The organism is Serratia sp. DD3 (assembly GCF_000496755.2).
The window spans coordinates 1-17461 of the sequence record NZ_AYKS02000017.1 but is presented as its reverse complement, the minus strand read 5'-3'; the positions used below and the strand labels follow the sequence as shown (position 1 = coordinate 17461).

Sequence of the window (17461 nt, the reverse complement as noted above, 5' to 3'; positions counted from 1 at the left end):
GGTGTTTTTGTCATGCAACGCGGACTTTTTTGAGTATAATCTGCATTAAATCTGTATAAATCCCCAGTGGAAAGTGCGCGAAAAGGCGGTTTTCCCTTTACCAATTAATGGTGCTTATGGACGTTTCCGATCTGCTCGACAGCATGAATGATAAACAACGTGAAGCCGTGGCCGCCCCACGCAGCAACCTGTTGGTGTTGGCCGGTGCAGGTAGCGGAAAGACCCGGGTACTGGTGCACCGCATTGCCTGGCTGTTAGCGGTAGAAAACTGTTCCCCCTACTCCATTATGGCGGTGACCTTTACCAACAAAGCGGCAGCAGAAATGCGTCACCGGATTGAGCACTTGATTGGCACCAGCCAAGGAGGGATGTGGATCGGTACGTTCCACGGGTTGGCGCACCGCCTGTTACGTGCTCACCATATGGATGCCAACCTACCGCCCGATTTCCAGATCCTTGATAGTGAAGATCAATTACGGTTGCTTAAACGTATTGTTCGCGCACTGAATATTGATGAAAAGCAGTGGCCGCCACGTCAGGCGATGTGGTACATCAACGGCAAAAAAGACGACGGCCTGCGCCCGCAGCATATTGAAAGTTACGGTAACCCGGTGGAGGCCACCTGGTTACGCATCTATCAGGCTTATCAAGAGGCTTGTGACCGAGCCGGGCTGGTGGATTTTGCCGAACTGTTGCTGCGAGCCCATGAGTTGTGGCTAAACAAACCGCATATCCTCAACCATTATCGCGAGCGTTTTAGCAACATTTTGGTGGATGAGTTTCAGGATACTAACCGGATTCAATATGCCTGGATCCGCCTGCTGGCTGGCGATCAGGGTAAAGTGATGATCGTTGGCGATGATGACCAGTCAATCTACGGTTGGCGCGGGGCGCAGGTCGAGAACATCCAGCGTTTCCTGAAAGATTTCCCTGCGGCACAAACCATCCGTCTGGAACAGAATTATCGTTCCACCAGTAACATCCTGAAAGCGGCCAATACCTTGATCGCCAATAACGATGGGCGTATGGGGAAAAACCTGTGGACTGAGGGGGCCGAGGGGGCGCCGATCTCAATTTATTGTGCCTTCAACGAACTGGATGAAGCGCGCTTTGTGGTTAACCGTATCAAGGCTTGGCAAGATGATGGGGGGGCACTGAACGATTGCGCCATTCTGTATCGTAGTAATGCCCAATCGCGGGTGTTGGAAGAAGCGTTGCTGCAAACGGCGATGCCATACCGTATCTACGGCGGGATGCGTTTCTTCGAACGCCAGGAAATCAAAGATGCACTGGCCTATTTACGCCTGATAGCCAACCGTAATGATGATGCTGCTTTTGAGCGGGTGGTGAATACGCCCACCCGTGGTATTGGTGATCGCACCTTGGATGTGGTACGCCAAACGGCGCGAGACCGTCAATTGACGCTGTGGCAGGCTACGCGTGGACTGTTGCAGGATAAAGTGCTGGCAGGGCGTGCCGCTTCATCATTACAGCGTTTTCTCGAACTGGTGGATTCATTGGCTCATGAAACGGCGGACATGCCGCTACATGTACAAACTGATCGGGTGATCCGCGATTCCGGGCTGTTTATGATGTATGAGCAGGAAAAAGGTGAAAAAGGCCAGGCCCGGATTGAAAACCTGGAAGAATTGGTTACAGCCACCCGCCAATACAGCTATCAGGATGAAGATCAGGATCTGCTGCCGTTACAGGCATTCTTGTCCCATGCCGCACTGGAGGCAGGCGAAGGTCAGGCCGATGCCTATCAGGATGCCGTACAGCTTATGACCTTGCACTCAGCCAAGGGGTTGGAGTTCCAGCAGGTGTTTATCGTCGGTATGGAAGAGGGCATGTTTCCCAGCCAGATGTCACTGGATGAAGGGGGAAGGCTGGAGGAAGAACGCCGGCTGGCCTATGTGGGGCTGACCCGAGCGAGGCAGAAACTGACCTTGACCTATGCAGAAACCCGCCGTCTGTATGGCAAAGAGGTGTATCACCGGCCATCTCGCTTTATTGGTGAGATCCCTGAAGAGTGTGTCGAAGAGGTGCGCTTACGCGCCAGCGTATCCCGCTCGGTAAGCCATCGCCGCATGGGCACACCCATCAGCCAAAGTGATACCGGTTATAAATTGGGGCAGCGCGTGCGCCATCCAAAATTTGGCGAGGGCACCATCGTTAACCTCGAAGGGAGCGGTGAACATAGCCGCTTACAGGTGGCTTTTCCCGGGGAAGGTATCAAGTGGCTAGTGGCCGCTTATGCCAAGCTGGAGGTGGCTTAAGCAGCCAGGGCGTTGAGTAGGCGCCCATCAAGATGTTTTTGCTACCGCAGTTTGCAGCAAACTAGTGAGGGTAACGGTCACCGACTTTGGCCGTAGCATACCAGCGCATCACCGCTTCAATACCGTCCTCCCCTTCTGCCGGGGCCCATGGCATGCAGTCGTTTTCTGATAGTGCCAGGTAAGGTCCTTGTTTGACCTCAAAAATCACACCGCCTGGATCCACTGAGAGCACGGCATGCCAGGTAGCGGCTGGCATCTCCAATATCTTAGTTTCTTCACCGAGCAAGGTGCGTTGAGTAATCACGCCGTTGTTATCAAATTGCAGTACCACGAAACGGCCACTTAATGGGGTGAGTAACTCCCAGGTTTGCGGATGGCGGTGCGGGCGAATATAGGTTCCTGGCTCCATGGCGATGACCAAGCGTTGCACTGGATCACTCAATTCTTCATGTAAGTTACGGTGAGCACGCAGACGGGGAAGTTTACTGGCTTGTTCGCTCATGGCGGTCAGGTCGTGGGCGGTAATCTGTTTCATGTTATCAATCCACAATGTTTTCATGCGCTCATCTTAGCAATTATTCACCTAAGGTTCAGAGATCACTGTAGGGTTTTCCTGACTTCCCTATAGCGGTTAGGGGGAATGGGGATAATGTATTGACAGGCTTTTTCTTCTCGGCGTAACATGCGCGCACTATTTTCAATGAGGACATACGCCTTGGACGCACCCAGTAGACACTGGCTCATAAACCTGAATATCAGGTACAACTTCTAAGGTTATCCCCTTTCGCTGATACCCTTAGTGGTTGTCGGCGACCCTCTATGTCGCTCTGAGCCAAGTCTTCATATGGTTTGGAACGAGCTGATTAACATCACTCTCGGTTTCTGTGCTTCACTGCGTTGTCTACCCTGTTACCTCAAGGGAGTTTTGACACATGCTGAGCGCTTTTAAACTGAATAACAACCGCTTATCCCGTTTGGAGTTGGATGACGCCGATGATTTAACCTCGTCGTTGTGGGTTGATCTGGTTGAACCGGAAGACGATGAACGTGAGCGTGTACAGTGTGAATTGGGCCAGAGTTTGGCGACGCGCCCAGAGCTGGATGATATTGAAGCGTCGGCGCGTTTCTTTGAAGACGAAGACGGTCTACATATCCACTCCTTTTTCTATTTCGAAGATGCAGAAGATCATGCCGGCAACTCCACGGTGGCTTTCACCATTCGCGATGGTCGCCTGTATACTTTGCGTGAGCGTGAACTTCCTGCTTTCCGCCTTTATCGGATGCGTGCGCGTAACCAGAGAATGATGGACGGTAATGCATATGAGCTGCTGCTTGATCTGTTTGAAACCAAGATTGAACAGTTGGCTGATGAAATTGAAAACGTCTATAGCGATCTGGAAAAACTCAGCCGGGTGATTATGGAAGGTCATCCTGGAGAAGGGTATGACGAAGCGCTTTCCACACTGGCTGAGTTGGAAGATATCGGCTGGAAGGTGCGGTTGTGTTTGATGGATACTCAGCGCGCATTGAATTTTTTAGTACGTAAAGCACGTTTGCCCACCACTCAGTTGGAGCAGGCGCGTGAGATATTGCGCGATATCGAGTCCCTACTGCCACATAATGAGTCGCTATTCCAGAAAGTGAACTTCCTGATGCAGGCCGCTATGGGCTTTATCAATATTGAACAGAGTAGAATCATTAAAATCTTCTCCGTGGTGTCAGTCATTTTCCTCCCCCCCACCTTGGTGGCATCCAGTTATGGGATGAACTTTGAGTTTATGCCAGAACTAAGTTGGTCATTTGGTTATCCGGCGGCCATCGCGTTGATGGTTGCCGCTGGGTTGGCCCCTTATCTCTATTTCAAACGGAAAAAATGGTTGTAAATTTTCCATTGTTATTTATTTGGGTGGTCTTGATGGATTTCATGGGCTAATCAATGGATTGATAGATAATAACAAGCATCTCTCAGGCTTGTAGGAAGCACCTCAAGAGCACCCAGTGACGGATATTAACCGGAAGTCACGGTGATTTTAGCAACAACATAGGCAATGGCGTCTTACCCTGATTTTTTCAGAAAAAATAAAGGTGAAGTTATTGATGTTCTAATGCTGTTTTCCCGTGTAAATCCTTTGTTGATTGATTTGCCCCAGGCCCTATCTTTTGCTGGGTACTCCAGAAGTATAATTAAGAAAAATCTTATAAATCACTGAGGTAGGTGTGGTGCGGTTTCATAGGGCTTGAAACATTTTGTTACTCAATTTAGGTTCCTTCATCTTATAAACCTTCTTAAACTGCCCGCCATAGGTTTTTATCTGACCATTTTTCTAGTCTCGGAAAAACTTATGATACACAGCGCTCTGCCCTTATCTTGTCATATAAATAGGTTGGTTGGTGACCCTGTTGTTGTCTGCATCCGGTGATGCAAAAGGAAGTGGTTGTTTGGCAAGGGGACCATACCGATTTATTACCCAGGGCAGACCGTTCTTCATTCTCTTTGTTGAGCAGGGTTAGTAATGTCAAATTCCTTCCAAAATGAAATCCCGAAAGCTAGGATTAATCTGAAACTGGCGCTTCACACCGGAGGTGCGCAGAAGAAAACCGAATTGCCATTGAAATTGTTGGTGGCGGGTGATTTCAGTAACGGTCAAGAAACAGCCTCACTGTCTGAACGAAAAAAAATAAATATTTCAAAAAATAATTTTAATAGTGTCTTACAAGACTACTCACCTTCGGTCAATCTGGCGGTAGAAAACACCCTGGCCGGTGATGGCAGTGAAGAAAATATCCGCCTGACCTTCCAGAACATGAAAGACTTCACTCCTGAGCAGGTTGCCCGTCAAATCCCGCAACTCAAAGCCATGCTGGCGATGCGCAGTCTGCTGCGTGACCTCAAATCCAACCTGCTGGATAACCAGGCGTTCCGCAAAGAGCTGGAAAAAATCCTGCTTGACCCTGCCCTGAGTAATGAACTGCGTTCCGAATTGTCTGCCCTGGCGCCTCAACAGGCTTAACGGGCGACCGGTTTTTAACGGATTAACACGAGAGAAATGCTGATGTCTGTACAACATGAAAATACGACCGCGGGTGAAAGCGTGGTGTTAGATCGCCCGGCTGCAGGCGGTGTTTATGCCTCCTTGTTTGAAAAAATCAACCTGAGCCCGGTTTCCCACCTCAGTGCGCTGGATAGCTGGCAGGATGCACAGGCGATGTCTGATGCCAACGCCGATGAGCGTTTGACTGCAGGGGTGCAGGTGTTCCTTGAGCGTCTGCGCCTGGCGGGCACCAAAGTGGAAAAACTGGATAAAACCCTGATTGACCACCATATCGCCGAACTGGACTTTCAGATCAGCCGCCAACTGGATGCAGTGCTGCATCACCCCGAGTTTCAGGCGGTAGAGTCATTGTGGCGTGGCGTCAAATCCCTGGTGGACAAGACCGATTTTCGCCAGAACGTGCGCATTGAACTGCTGGACTTGTCGAAGGAAGATTTGCGTCAGGATTTTGAAGATGCGCCGGAAGTGATCCAGACTGGATTGTACAAACATACGTATATTGATGAATACGACACCCCCGGTGGCGAGCCGATTGCCGCACTGATTTCTTCCTATGAGTTTGATGCTTCGGCACAAGATGTGGCGCTGCTGCGTAACATCTCCAAAGTCTCTGCCGCGGCCCATATGCCGTTTATCGGCTCTGCCGGCCCGCGCTTTTTTCTCAAAGATGATATGGAGGAAGTTGCGGCCATCAAAGACATTGGCAACTATTTTGACCGCGCCGAGTATATCAAATGGAAATCCTTCCGCGATACCGATGACTCTCGCTACATTGGTCTGGTAATGCCGCGCGTGCTGGGTCGCCTGCCGTATGGCCCGGATACCGTGCCGGTGCGCAGCTTCAACTACGTGGAAGAGGTCAAAGGTCCGGACCATAGCCGTTACCTGTGGACCAATGCCTCGTTTGCCTTTGCCGCCAACATGGTGCGCAGTTTTATCAATAACGGCTGGTGTGTGCAAATCCGTGGCCCGCAGGCCGGTGGTGCGGTACAAGACCTGCCTATTCACCTGTATGACCTGGGCACCGGCAATCAGGTGAAAATCCCGTCCGAAGTGATGATCCCGGAAACCCGCGAATTTGATTTCGCCAATCTGGGCTTCATCCCGTTGTCGTACTACAAAAACCGCGATTACGCCTGCTTTTTCTCCGCCAACTCAACCCAGAAGCCGGCACTGTACGACACCGCCGATGCCACTGCTAACAGCCGCATCAACGCGCGTTTGCCGTACATCTTCCTGCTGTCGCGCATTGCTCACTACCTGAAACTGATCCAGCGTGAAAACATCGGCACCACCAAGGACCGTCGTTTGCTGGAGCTGGAGCTCAATACCTGGGTGCGTAGCCTGGTGACCGAGATGACCGACCCGGGTGATGAACTGCAAGCCTCTCACCCGCTGCGTGATGCGAAGGTGACAGTGGAAGACATTGAGGATAACCCGGGCTTCTTCCGCGTGAAACTGTACGCCATTCCGCACTTCCAGGTGGAAGGGATGGATGTCAACTTGTCACTGGTTTCGCAGATGCCAAAAGCGAAGGCTTAACACAGCGACAGAATGAAAAGCTATCGCCAGCTATGGAGCGATAGGGCCTTTCTGGCTCCGCAACTGTTCCAGCAGCAGGCGTGCTGGTGAGAGCCCAGGAGTTAGAGGTGCGCTTTCAGCATGGCACGCTGGTTGATGCCGCCATACTGCCGGCAGTATTGGCATTGGACGCGGCACATAACCGGCGTATCGAAATCAGTCTGGTACCGCAGGCGATCGATGCTTGTTACTTACCAGACAACACCCGCCGTCATCACAGGATGGTGACGGTACACAACAAGGTACCCAAGCTCATTCGAGTGGCGGCTAGGCGGCAAGGCAACGAATCCCCAGCTTGGTCAGCCAAGTGACTGGGGTGAGGGCTGAAAGCCAACAACGCAGCAATTTGAATGACGACGGTATAAATGGAGAAAAACCAATGGCAATACCAGTATATCTGTGGCTGAAGGATGACGGCGGTGCCGACATCAAGGGTTCTGTTGATGTCAAAGACCGTGAAGGCAGCATCGAAGTGGTTGCGCAGCAGCATAATCTGTATATCCCGACTGACAACAACACCGGCAAACTGACGGGGACCCGTATTCACACCCCGTTCCTGTTTACCAAGGAAATCGATGCCTCCAGCCCGTACCTGTACAAGGCGGTGACCACCGGCCAGACCCTGAAGTCAGCGGAGTTCAAGTGGTATAAAATCAATGACGCCGGCCAGGAAGTGGAGTACTTCAATACCAAACTGGAAAACGTCAAGGTGGTCAAAGTCAATCCGTTGATGCATGACATCAAAGACCCGGCGTATGAGAAGCACAACCACCTGGAGCAGTTAGAGTTGCGCTACGAAAAAATCACCTGGACTTACAAAGACGGCAACATCATTCATTCCGATTCCTGGAACGAACGTACTACCGCGTAATACCGGTGCGGACAGATTGGTCTGTCCGCGCTTTTTGCTGAGTGCCTGCGCTGCGGAGACTCAATAAAAAGGTAACGAAAATACAATCTATTCCCTCACCTAATGCGCTTTGGTTTATAGCGAAGGGCGGTAGCGTGCCAAAACAGACGCTTCACTGCTGATAGCGACTAAACATCATCACCAGGCGCACTGTCCTTATCCAGTTTTAGCGGCGGGGGCACGCCGCGTTAGCCTGTGGAGAGATGGCAGCTTTAGGCCGCTCGATGAAGCAGGAACCCACCGAGGTGAGTCAGACTTCGGTCTGAATGCTGTAGGGAGCCTCCTTCTTTAGGGCGAGGAGGATGTCAAAACCGGAATCTGGAATCTTAAATGCTATGAATAAATCATTTTTAAGAGAAAATATTGCTTTAATTTTTGCGGTTTTGCTCGCTTTGATTTTTTCACGAGAAATTTATCATCATTTTGGTTGGGTGTTAGGTTCTTTTGTGCTTGTTTTTTCTATGCTATTTTGTTTTTCAAAGTATAAAAAATATAATGTCGATTTAAAGATTAGTGAAAAATATGTTATTATTTCTGATCCTCCAGAAATAAAATCGATTAATGATGATGTTGTAAGTGGGTTAGATAGTAAAGAGATTGGGCGGAGTCCATATCAAAGTGCGCGTGGTATTAGTTCAAGGCGATTAGATAGATTCATTGACGTTAAAAACAAACCAGAATGTGAGCGGGAAAAAATTGAAAATAACTTTATTTTTGTTTTTTTAAGCCGTGTTCAATAGTTGATTCCTGAATGTTACTTTATAGAGCCTGTATTGTCGTATCCGCGTTCATTGTGCGGGTTCCGTGATGCGACTGGTCATGCATGTGGTATTCAATACAAAAACATGGCATTAGTATTTCCTGCAATTGGATTATCAGCGCTTATTATAACAGAGTTCAATATGAGGAATGACCTATGGTATTCTCTCTCATTTTTATATGATGGAAAATGCTTGGAAGTAGAACTTTCAGCAAGCGAGTACACATTGAAAACAGAATATTTTTATAAGTTCGCGATTGAATTGGCTGAGGTATGGGACGTCAAGTTGCTATATAGGAATGTAAATATGAACTAAAATCCTATTTTCAGATTCTGCACAATAATGGTGTTGGCACAATTGTGATAAACAACCGCTATGACTACCTACGCAACATTGGAATGTTCCATTCGTTAAGATTTACTTACTGGCGCTGACTAATATAAAGGATGATAAAATGACTTTGGGCGAAATATCTGACCATATCTTCAATAGGCCTTCCAAAGAGAGTGATAGTTGGAAGTTAACACTTGCCAGGATTTTATTTGTTTTCTTTATTAACTTTTTTTATTATTTTTTGGCTATTATTTCCACATTGCTCTTTGTTGGTTTCTCAAGACTTAGTGAGTCAATTGCTATTGCTCTTTTGATTTTATATTTTTTTTGCGGTTGTTCTGCATTTACATACTATGTAGAGGGATGGGGAAAAGTAAAATCCTTAACGTAATAGCTGGTTTAATTGTATTATATATCTCTCTTGGTTTGATCTCATTCCTTCTATCTTTACCTGATTTAATTTTTAAATGATATATATCCTAAATAATTCGAGTTGTTTGTAGGCGGCAAGTGATGGAATCCCTTGGAGCATAGCCGACTATATGACTAGGGTGACAGCGCGTAGCTAACACCCAAGCAGCTTGAGGTATGACGAATATAGCTGGGTGCTGGGGGGCTGACTGGGTGGTGGGTAAAATAGATGAAAATTAAATTTTTAAATAATCTACTCAATAAAATAAAGAAAGATCAAGTTAATGATTTCACATCTATTTTCTCTAAGGGGAATTTTCAGGAAGTAAGTGATTCTAAAAAGTATCCTTGCATAACCTCATTAATAAAAGATAACACTTATGCATATAGAATGTTCTTTTGTATGGATAAAAAATTCACACAAGGAATAATTGATGTTATTAATGATGCTTTTGAATCAAGCATGACATTTGAGAAAAGTAGGGACATTGTCATACTTTCAAAAAATAAGGCTGTTGCTCTAAATGTCTATAATGATTTTGGTGGTGAGGTTGTACGATTAATCACTAATTCGGAACATATTATCAACAGTATTTGGAAATTAAATATAACGCCGCCTCCTCCATGGGTCGCATTCCCTGAAATTGATCCTGATGGGCTGGGGAGTATGCAAGGGAACTTATCATTCTGGTGGGATTGGATGTGGTTGCCTTTTTGGAACTCAATGGATGGTACCAAAAAGAAAGATTACCTTACTGTTAACTTCGCACCACTAAACTGGGTTGAGTATTTTAATTTTCATGAAGTCAATATAAGTAAATGAATATTGATTAATAAAACCACTAACAGTATCTGTTTATCAACTTTATAAACGGAGATGACTTATGGCAACACATCAAAAAAGCAATATTTTATTAAATATTAGCATGTCATTGTTGATTCTCGTCACATTTATCCCTGCGATAAGCTATGCATCTGAAGAACAAAGGAATGAACAATATGATGGGGGCATAAAGATGGAGGTAGATATCAAAAATGTGTTTCTCGAAGCAATTCGCACGTCAGTGAAAATTCTTTCGCAAGAAAGCTCAATTGATGAGCAATTAGAGGGAGATACTGGTTTCTACGATCAAGCATCTCCATATTATCCCAAGAGGGGACCTATAAATAGATATATTATGTCACATAAGCAAGAAGTGGACGTAGACTTGCTTAAAGAAGATAACTCAAATGAATGGACTTCTTCTTATGTATCACTTGGCATGGCCTTTAACGCCTCGAGTGTTAGTGTTCCCTTTAATATAAAAGAGATAGAGACAATAAAACTTGTGTTTAAAGGCGTTTATGATAAAGAAACTGTTTATATTAATGATGATGGACTAAAGGCAATTAATAAGTTTAAAGTGGCAAGGTATACTTATCGCAATAAGTTATTTTTAGATTTTCTCCTTGAAGATGAAAGTATAAATAAAGAGATATATCCTATCATATTTAAACAAGTTCATATATATTCCATCTAATCAAAAAGGAAGCGAGATTGACGATTTTACCTTACCGGTTCAGGCTTTCCGTGTTGACGCCTTGGTGGCGGAGACAGCCCCATCCGGCAATAGCAATAATTTACTCATGGAGAGTGCACAATAATGGCTGACCTGCAAAGTTTAATGGCTGCCTGCCAGGCGGATGAACAGACTCTGGCGCAACAGGAGCAAACCTTTATTGCCCACTGGAATAGCTGGTTGGCCCCTTTGAGTGAGAGCCTGCCAACCGGTGAAGACCCGGGTTATGACGAAGATTTTCAGCGCATTCGCGAAGAGGTCAATAAACTCTCCGGGATGGATACCGAACTTATCTGCACCCTGGCGGAAAAACTGTTGACCACCATCAGCAAGGATCTGCGGGTCGTGACCTTTTATATCTGGGCACGGCTACATCAGGATGGGGATACCGGTTTGGCGGACGGGCTGGCATTGTTGGCCGGGATGTTACAGCGCTTTGGCGGGCAACTGCATCCACAGCGTGAGCGCCCCCGCAAATCCGCATTGGAATGGCTGGCCAGTAGCCGAATGCTAGATAGTTTGTCACGCTACCCGGAAACCGATGTGGCGGTGATGCAGCGCATGGCCGGTGCCCTGCAGCTGATTGAACAGGTGCTGCAGACGCTGGAAGAGAGCGCCCGTCCGCAACTGTCGCCGCTGTATCTGGCATTGGAAACCCGTCTGGCAAGAAGCGGAGGAGCTAATAGTCTGGTGCCGCAGACCAGCCGAGAGGGTAACGATACCGTGGTCTCCTCTGCCAGCACGGTACCATCCATGGCCGCCATCACCTCCGGGCGTGACTTGCTCGATCAGGCCCGGGTATTGGCAAAGTACCTGCGTGACCAGCCCGGGGGCTGGCTGGCGGGGCATCACCTGATGAAGAGTGTGCGCTGGGATACGCTGACGCAACTGCCGCCGCTGGATGCCAGTGGCCGTACCCGCCTGGCTCCCCCGAAACCAGAACACCGTGCCCACTTGAAACGGCTTTATCTTCAGCAGAGCTGGACGGAGTTGCTGGAGCAGGCGGACAGCCAATTTTCCCAGGGGGTCAATCATCTGTGCCTGGATGTGCAATGGTATCTGTGGCAGGCCTGGGTGAAACTGGGGAGTGACGGTGTGGTGGCGGATATTATCTGCCATGACCTGCAAGGGCTACTGAGCCGCTTGCCGGGGCTGGAAAACCTGGCGTTCAGTGACGGCACTCCTTTTGCCGATGAAGTGACCCTGAACTGGATAGAGGAAAAGGTTCAGGACAATCTGCCGGGCTGGCAGGGGCAATCGGTGGCGGCGGCTTCTCATGCCCATGATGAGATATTGACCCTGGAGCCGGAAGTGCTGCAACTGGCAGACAGCGAAGGAATTGAAGCTGCGTTGAATTGGCTGCAGGCGCGCCCAGGGTTCACTAGCAGTCGTGACCGCTGGCTGATGCGCCTGCTGATGGCGCGGGTAGCGGAGCAGTACGGTAAAAACGACATGGCCCTGCACCTGTTGGCGGAGCTCGACAGCAGTGGTCATACACTCACTCTGCCGCAATGGACCCCGGAACTGATGTTTGAAGTGAAGGCCCGCCGCCTGAAACTGTTGCGGTTAAAAGCGGCGCGTAGCGAAGCGGATAAAAACCGCCTGCAACCGGAGATGGAATCCCTGCTTTCCGGGCTTATCAGCCTCGACCCAGCGCGTGCGGCGGTATTGTGTGGTTGAGTGATTTCATAATTAAAAGGATAGAGAATGACAAAAGCTTATTATCTGTTCATCCAGGATAAAACGACCTGCGGTGGTGGAGGTGATAAGTATTATCACGGAATATGATGCGTCCCATACATTAAAAAAGCTAAACCCGATTTTCACTGATGGTGAAAGTCGGGTCAATAAATGGGCTGTTTCAATAAATAATATAAACCATATAAACTTGTTTTTATTTTCCTTGCTCTGTTGGTGTTTTTTATAGGCTTAGCCATTCCAGCTGTAAATGTATTGCTAAATTATAAGGCACTTACAATCTTGGGTAATAGAGAATATTACAATGGCTATGATGCTTTATTGAATTCAATTGATAATATATACCTATTCACTTGGGTTGGCTTTTTGCTAAGCACCAGCGTAATTCTACTATCGAATAAATTTATCAGATAGTAAATCAGGTAAAAAATATAGTTAAAATAAAGCGAAATGCTTTAAGCCTTAACTGAGCGACCCTGGGGGTATAATAACTCTGTGGCTGGGGCGAAGGCAGGTTGCAATGAAGCAACTTATAGGTATATATCATGATCTGAAAATGATTAAATTTATGTTACGCTTGATTACATGGCTGTCGCCAGTCTTTATATTTTTTACTGTAATGACAGCTATGCTGTATGTTATTTTGGTGGATGTTAAGTATGGCTTTGAACCCTATTTTATGGGTAAGAATTAATATTTTATGGTCTCGGGGATATATGATGTAGTATATGAATTGTACTGGGCGTCAATAATCTTATTTATTATTATCCTCGCGATTATTTCATTTTTTTCAATAAGGAAGATCAATAGCTTAAAGGATAAAATAGCTGAACTTAAGGGAGTTGAAGAGTAAAAAAGAGATGTGCAGTGGCGTTTTTATGGGTAGTGAGATAAGTAACAGTCAATATATCATTGCAGAGTAAACAATTTAAGGTTGGATTGTGAAGAAAGATACGCGGCTCTTTAATGGGCAGAGAGTCTCTCTCGTTACTGCTTGCGAGGCGGGTTTCAACGTATTTCCTTCAATAAAATAAACTCGATTATTAATTAATTTTCTTCTGGAACAGAGGGAGCTTGCCACGTGAATACACGCAGACAACTTAAAAACGGCGGTGACCCGCGAGCCCTGGCTGATTATGCCGCGCTGCGGGATGAGATGATGAAGCTTTCCCATCCGGCGCGGCCAGATGTGAACTGGAAACAGGCGGAAATCCTGTGTTTGCGGCTGTTTGAACAAAATGGGGTCGAGCTGCAGACCGCCGCCTGGTACACCCTGGCACGTACCCATATTGCCGGGATGGTAGGGTTTAACGAAGGGCTGGCACTGCTCAATGCGCTGGTGAGTTATCAATGGGCGGTGATGTGGCCGGGGCACAGTCATGCGCGGATGGAAATTATCGCCGGTCTGAGCCCTCGTTTGCAGGCGGTATTGCGCACCTTTCCCCTCGATGCGCGTGATGAACTGCCGGCGTTGTATCAGGCGGAAAAAGGGCTGAACAGCTTTTGTGAGGCGCTGGTGCGCCATGAGCTGAAACAAGCCAGCCGGATGGACGGGTTACTGCATCAGGTCAAGCAGGCCATCACCCGGTTGGAAAATGCCCCCTATGAAGGGCAACCAGAACCGACGGTAGTGCTGCCTGCGCAAGCTGTCACGGCACAACCGGTGACTGAACTGAGCGGCCATCAACCACTGGTCTACGTAGCACAATCGTTGCCGGAACCTCCCCCTCCACCGGAGAAACGGGGTTATGTCTGGTCGTTTATCGGCGGGGCTAGTAGTGCTTTATTGGTGGGGGGCCTGCTACTCTGGGGCTGGCATCACCTGCATTCGCCCACGGCGGTGGAGCAACAACTGGTGGCATCAATAACGCCGTTGCCCGAACTCCCGCGTCAGGCTGCTCAACTCAATGCATTGCGTGAGCCGGGTTCACTGGCCCAGCGGCAGGCGGGGAATCTGGCGCAGCAGAATACTACGCAGCTTAACTGGCTAATGGCACTGCCCCCGGCCTGGGCGCTGCAGTATGGACAGCAACTGATTGCGCAGTCACAGACCCTGTGGCCGAGCAACCCGGAGGCGGAACAGATGCAGAAAGCGTGGCAACAACAGCTGGAAGCCAATGCTTTACCGTTGGCGGCGCTAGACAACTGGCATCAGGGGATGGTGAAACTCCAGCAACTGACCGACCGGCTGAATGCGCTGGATGAACGGAAGGGCAAATACATGACGGGCAGCGAACTGAAAACCATGGTGTTTGCCATTACCCAGGAATTTGGCAAAACGGTGCCGATGGAAGAGCAACTGCGCCAACTGGCGACGGCCTCAACAGATAACAGCTTATCGGGCAATGTACAGTCACAGGCAGAACTGCGGCTGGCACAACTGCTTAACCGCTATATGCTGATCAAACAGCAGGTGGGAAGTCGTTAATATGGCATTTATTTGCCAGCCGTGTGAATGGCTACGGGTATATATGACCGTAGCCTGGCTGGTTTATAAGATCTTGTTAAGCGAAAAAATCATATGGTGAGCAAGAAATAGACCCAACTACTTGTCTTATCGGTTTAACAAGGATGCGTTGGAGTTTGAGCGTCGTTTTAAGCGACTCATGACCAGCAGTCACAGTCGTAAAAGTCACAGTCGTAAAGCACGATTAAATCGTCAGCAGCCCTGGCTATTCCTTGCTGTAATGCCAGCAAGGAATAGCTAAACTCCGCAAGGTAGCGTTCCTAGATAGCAATCTCGCTTTCTAAGCCGGTAATGGATCCCCTTACTTAACAGGTCTACATAATGTTACTTAATAAGTAATGTTACGTAGACTTTTTTATTGTTAAACTTCCGTGCGAGGTCTACACTTAATTACCATAATGGCAACTAAGTGTAGACCTATGACCAAATCGGGTGAGCTATTAAGTGCATTGGCTAAAGCGGTTAATGCAGGCGGAGGCATTCATAGTGCAGCGGAGTTGGCTTTTATGCTTGGCGTGCCTTGTGACCCAGCCTTTAGAAAGTTCCTAACAGATTGCGTTAAGAAAGGGCTACTCAGACGGGTTGTGAAAGGGTTATATGAAAGCGTTATCACGCCGCCTGAACCTGAGACTGCGATTTATAAAATTGTCAAAAAGCTGCGGAGCTCCGTGCTGAACTACATCAGCCTAGAAAGCCAGCTAAGTCATACTGGTGATATTTCACAAGTCGTGATGGGGAGAGTCTCGGTGATGACTAAAGGTCGAAGTGGTTGCTTTGATACGCCCTATGGCGTGATTGAATTGACCCATACTAAAAAGCCTGTTGAGCAAATTGCCCCCAATTTGTACTTTGACCCAGATATCAAAATGTACCGAGCGCACACAGAACAAGCGATCGCTGACCTAAAGCACTGCCAGCGCAATCTACATATGTTGGAGAGCTAATATGCTGAAGCAACAAATTCGCCAAATCGTGCAGGCCAACCCTGATTATGCAGCAGTGACACCGGTAATAGAGAAAGAGATCCTGCATCATGACATTATGGATGTGTTGATCAAGCAAGGGGTTATGCAGCGGCTTACCTTCATTGGTGGCACATCATTGCGCATGTGCTACAACAGCGCAAGGCTGTCAGAAGACCTTGATTTTAATGGCGGTCATGATTTCAAACCTTCGGAATTTGAAGGGCTAGAATCCGAAATCCAAACCTACATTCAGAACAAGTATGAAACGGAAGTTTGGGTAAGCAAACCTTCTGGTGAAAAGCAGGGTGATACTGTTTCTTGGAAAATTAGCATCGTAAAAGAGGCTAATCGTCCCGATTTACCTCGGCAAAAAATGCATATTGATGTATGCGCTATTCCGTCATTCGATATCGAAAAGCGTGCGTTATTAAATCACTACGATATTGTTGTGCCGACAGAGGGGATCTTGGTTCCGGTACAGTCTTTACAAGAAACGCTGGCAGATAAACTGATCGCCTTAGCTTATCGAGCAAGACGTATAAAACCCCGAGATATATGGGATATTGTCTGGATAAAGCAACGCGGTATCAACTTATCAAAGACACTGGTTGAGCAAAAACTGGTCGCCAGACAAAAGCAGACAGAAGACTTTCATCATGCGCTCGCGGTACAGCTAGCCAAACTGATGTCGGAAGACGAAGTACGTAACGACTTCAACATGGAAATGAGCCGTTTTATTCCCCAGCAAATTAAAGAAAGAACCCTCGATAACCCAGAATATTGGACCTACGTACAGGGAGAAGTGAATGATATCGTATCCGAGTTGCTCAATAACGATATGCCAAAGAATAAATTCGATATGGCGTAGTCCCCTATTTGGGGTAGGTATTAACCCGCCTAGAGCGCGTGCTAAGGTTTGCTGAAGTAGATAAAGTTTACGAAGAGGCGATGGTTTGAGTCAGCGTAACAACACTTAACAAATGCCAAACGGATAGTTGTTTTTTCAATCTAATGCATGTTGAAGAGAGGCCTTTGTTGGCAAGTCATCTGGCTTGGGTGTTGGTAATCTCGCGGTCACATTGTCGATCAGGTTGTTCTTGACCCGCCATCTCCAGACAGCTTTTGTATCTTAAGTTAACGATGCCCGCTGGCGTCGGTATTCTCTCGGGGAGTGATATCCCAACGCACTATGCGGATGATTTTCATTGTAATGATTGAACGCCGCCGCAAGATTCTGCAGTGCCGTTCTCACATTCGGTTTTGGCATGAACGCGATGTAGTCTTCCTTCATCGTTTTCACGAACCGCTCTGCCATTCCGTTACTTTGCGGGCTACTTACTGCTGTTGTACACGGTTCCAGATTCAACTCTCTGGCGAACTTCCTTGTGTCATGCGCGGTGTACGCTGAACCGTTATCCGTCAGCCACTGCACCGGTTTAGCCGG

General features: G+C 47.7%; 16 protein-coding genes. 14 read left to right on the top strand and 2 right to left on the bottom strand.

What is annotated here, in order from left to right; genetic code table 11:
- The first annotated feature begins 116 nt into the window (after nucleotides 1-116).
- On the top strand, nucleotides 117-2279 hold the full coding sequence (gene uvrD, locus IO95_RS02885; protein WP_023489775.1) for a DNA helicase II: 2163 nt from the start codon (nucleotides 117-119) through the stop codon (nucleotides 2277-2279).
- Between the two features lie 61 nt (nucleotides 2280-2340).
- Here the strand turns inward: uvrD and IO95_RS02880 are convergent, their stop codons facing one another.
- A complete protein-coding gene (locus IO95_RS02880; RefSeq protein WP_023489776.1) occupies nucleotides 2341-2814 on the bottom strand; it encodes a WbuC family cupin fold metalloprotein in 474 nt (157 codons plus the stop codon).
- A 397-nt stretch (nucleotides 2815-3211) separates the two neighbouring features.
- On the opposite strand from IO95_RS02880, the gene corA reads away from it, so the two are divergent.
- From corA to IO95_RS02815, 13 genes are all read left to right on the top strand, one after another.
- Nucleotides 3212-4162, top strand: a complete 951-nt coding sequence (gene corA / locus IO95_RS02875; RefSeq protein WP_037383738.1) for a magnesium/cobalt transporter CorA — start codon at nucleotides 3212-3214, stop codon at nucleotides 4160-4162.
- 630 nt (nucleotides 4163-4792) lie between these two features.
- On the top strand, nucleotides 4793-5290 hold the full coding sequence (gene tssB / locus IO95_RS02870; protein ID WP_023492894.1) for a type VI secretion system contractile sheath small subunit: 498 nt from the start codon (nucleotides 4793-4795) through the stop codon (nucleotides 5288-5290).
- Between the two features lie 36 nt (nucleotides 5291-5326).
- Complete coding sequence (tssC, locus tag IO95_RS02865; RefSeq protein WP_037383736.1) at nucleotides 5327-6874, top strand: type VI secretion system contractile sheath large subunit; 1548 nt, start codon at nucleotides 5327-5329, stop codon at nucleotides 6872-6874.
- A gap of 107 nt (nucleotides 6875-6981) precedes the next feature.
- Nucleotides 6982-7224 carry a hypothetical protein gene (locus IO95_RS02860; RefSeq protein ID WP_023492509.1) on the top strand — a complete coding sequence of 81 codons (243 nt, stop codon included), beginning with the start codon at nucleotides 6982-6984 and terminating at the stop codon, nucleotides 7222-7224.
- 68 nt (nucleotides 7225-7292) lie between these two features.
- Nucleotides 7293-7784 carry a type VI secretion system effector Hcp gene (gene hcp, locus IO95_RS02855; RefSeq protein WP_037383727.1) on the top strand — a complete coding sequence of 164 codons (492 nt, stop codon included), beginning with the start codon at nucleotides 7293-7295 and terminating at the stop codon, nucleotides 7782-7784.
- Nucleotides 7785-8125: 341 nt separating this feature from the next.
- A complete protein-coding gene (locus IO95_RS02850; RefSeq protein ID WP_152554884.1) occupies nucleotides 8126-8563 on the top strand; it encodes a hypothetical protein in 438 nt (145 codons plus the stop codon).
- Between the two features lie 475 nt (nucleotides 8564-9038).
- Nucleotides 9039-9308, top strand: a complete 270-nt coding sequence (locus IO95_RS02845) for a hypothetical protein (protein ID WP_037383722.1) — start codon at nucleotides 9039-9041, stop codon at nucleotides 9306-9308.
- A gap of 249 nt (nucleotides 9309-9557) precedes the next feature.
- A complete protein-coding gene (locus IO95_RS23405; RefSeq protein ID WP_051791082.1) occupies nucleotides 9558-10151 on the top strand; it encodes a hypothetical protein in 594 nt (197 codons plus the stop codon).
- Nucleotides 10152-10212: 61 nt separating this feature from the next.
- Nucleotides 10213-10848 (top strand): hypothetical protein, encoded by a 636-nt coding sequence (locus IO95_RS02835; protein WP_037383720.1) that lies wholly within the window; start codon nucleotides 10213-10215, stop codon nucleotides 10846-10848.
- 123 nt (nucleotides 10849-10971) lie between these two features.
- Nucleotides 10972-12567, top strand: a complete 1596-nt coding sequence (gene tssA, locus IO95_RS02830; RefSeq protein WP_023492869.1) for a type VI secretion system protein TssA — start codon at nucleotides 10972-10974, stop codon at nucleotides 12565-12567.
- Between the two features lie 1099 nt (nucleotides 12568-13666).
- The gene (locus IO95_RS02825; protein ID WP_023492694.1) at nucleotides 13667-15013 is read left to right on the top strand and encodes a VasL domain-containing protein; all 1347 of its coding nucleotides are present in this window, start codon (nucleotides 13667-13669) and stop codon (nucleotides 15011-15013) included.
- A 458-nt stretch (nucleotides 15014-15471) separates the two neighbouring features.
- On the top strand, nucleotides 15472-15996 hold the full coding sequence (abiEi, locus tag IO95_RS02820; protein WP_023492693.1) for a type IV toxin-antitoxin system AbiEi family antitoxin: 525 nt from the start codon (nucleotides 15472-15474) through the stop codon (nucleotides 15994-15996).
- A 1-nt stretch (nucleotide 15997) separates the two neighbouring features.
- Nucleotides 15998-16885 carry a nucleotidyl transferase AbiEii/AbiGii toxin family protein gene (locus IO95_RS02815; protein ID WP_037383716.1) on the top strand — a complete coding sequence of 296 codons (888 nt, stop codon included), beginning with the start codon at nucleotides 15998-16000 and terminating at the stop codon, nucleotides 16883-16885.
- A gap of 261 nt (nucleotides 16886-17146) precedes the next feature.
- On the opposite strand, the gene IO95_RS02810 is transcribed toward IO95_RS02815, so the two are convergent.
- On the bottom strand, nucleotides 17147-17461 hold a 315-nt coding region (locus tag IO95_RS02810), incomplete at its 5' end, for an integrase core domain-containing protein (RefSeq protein WP_037383713.1).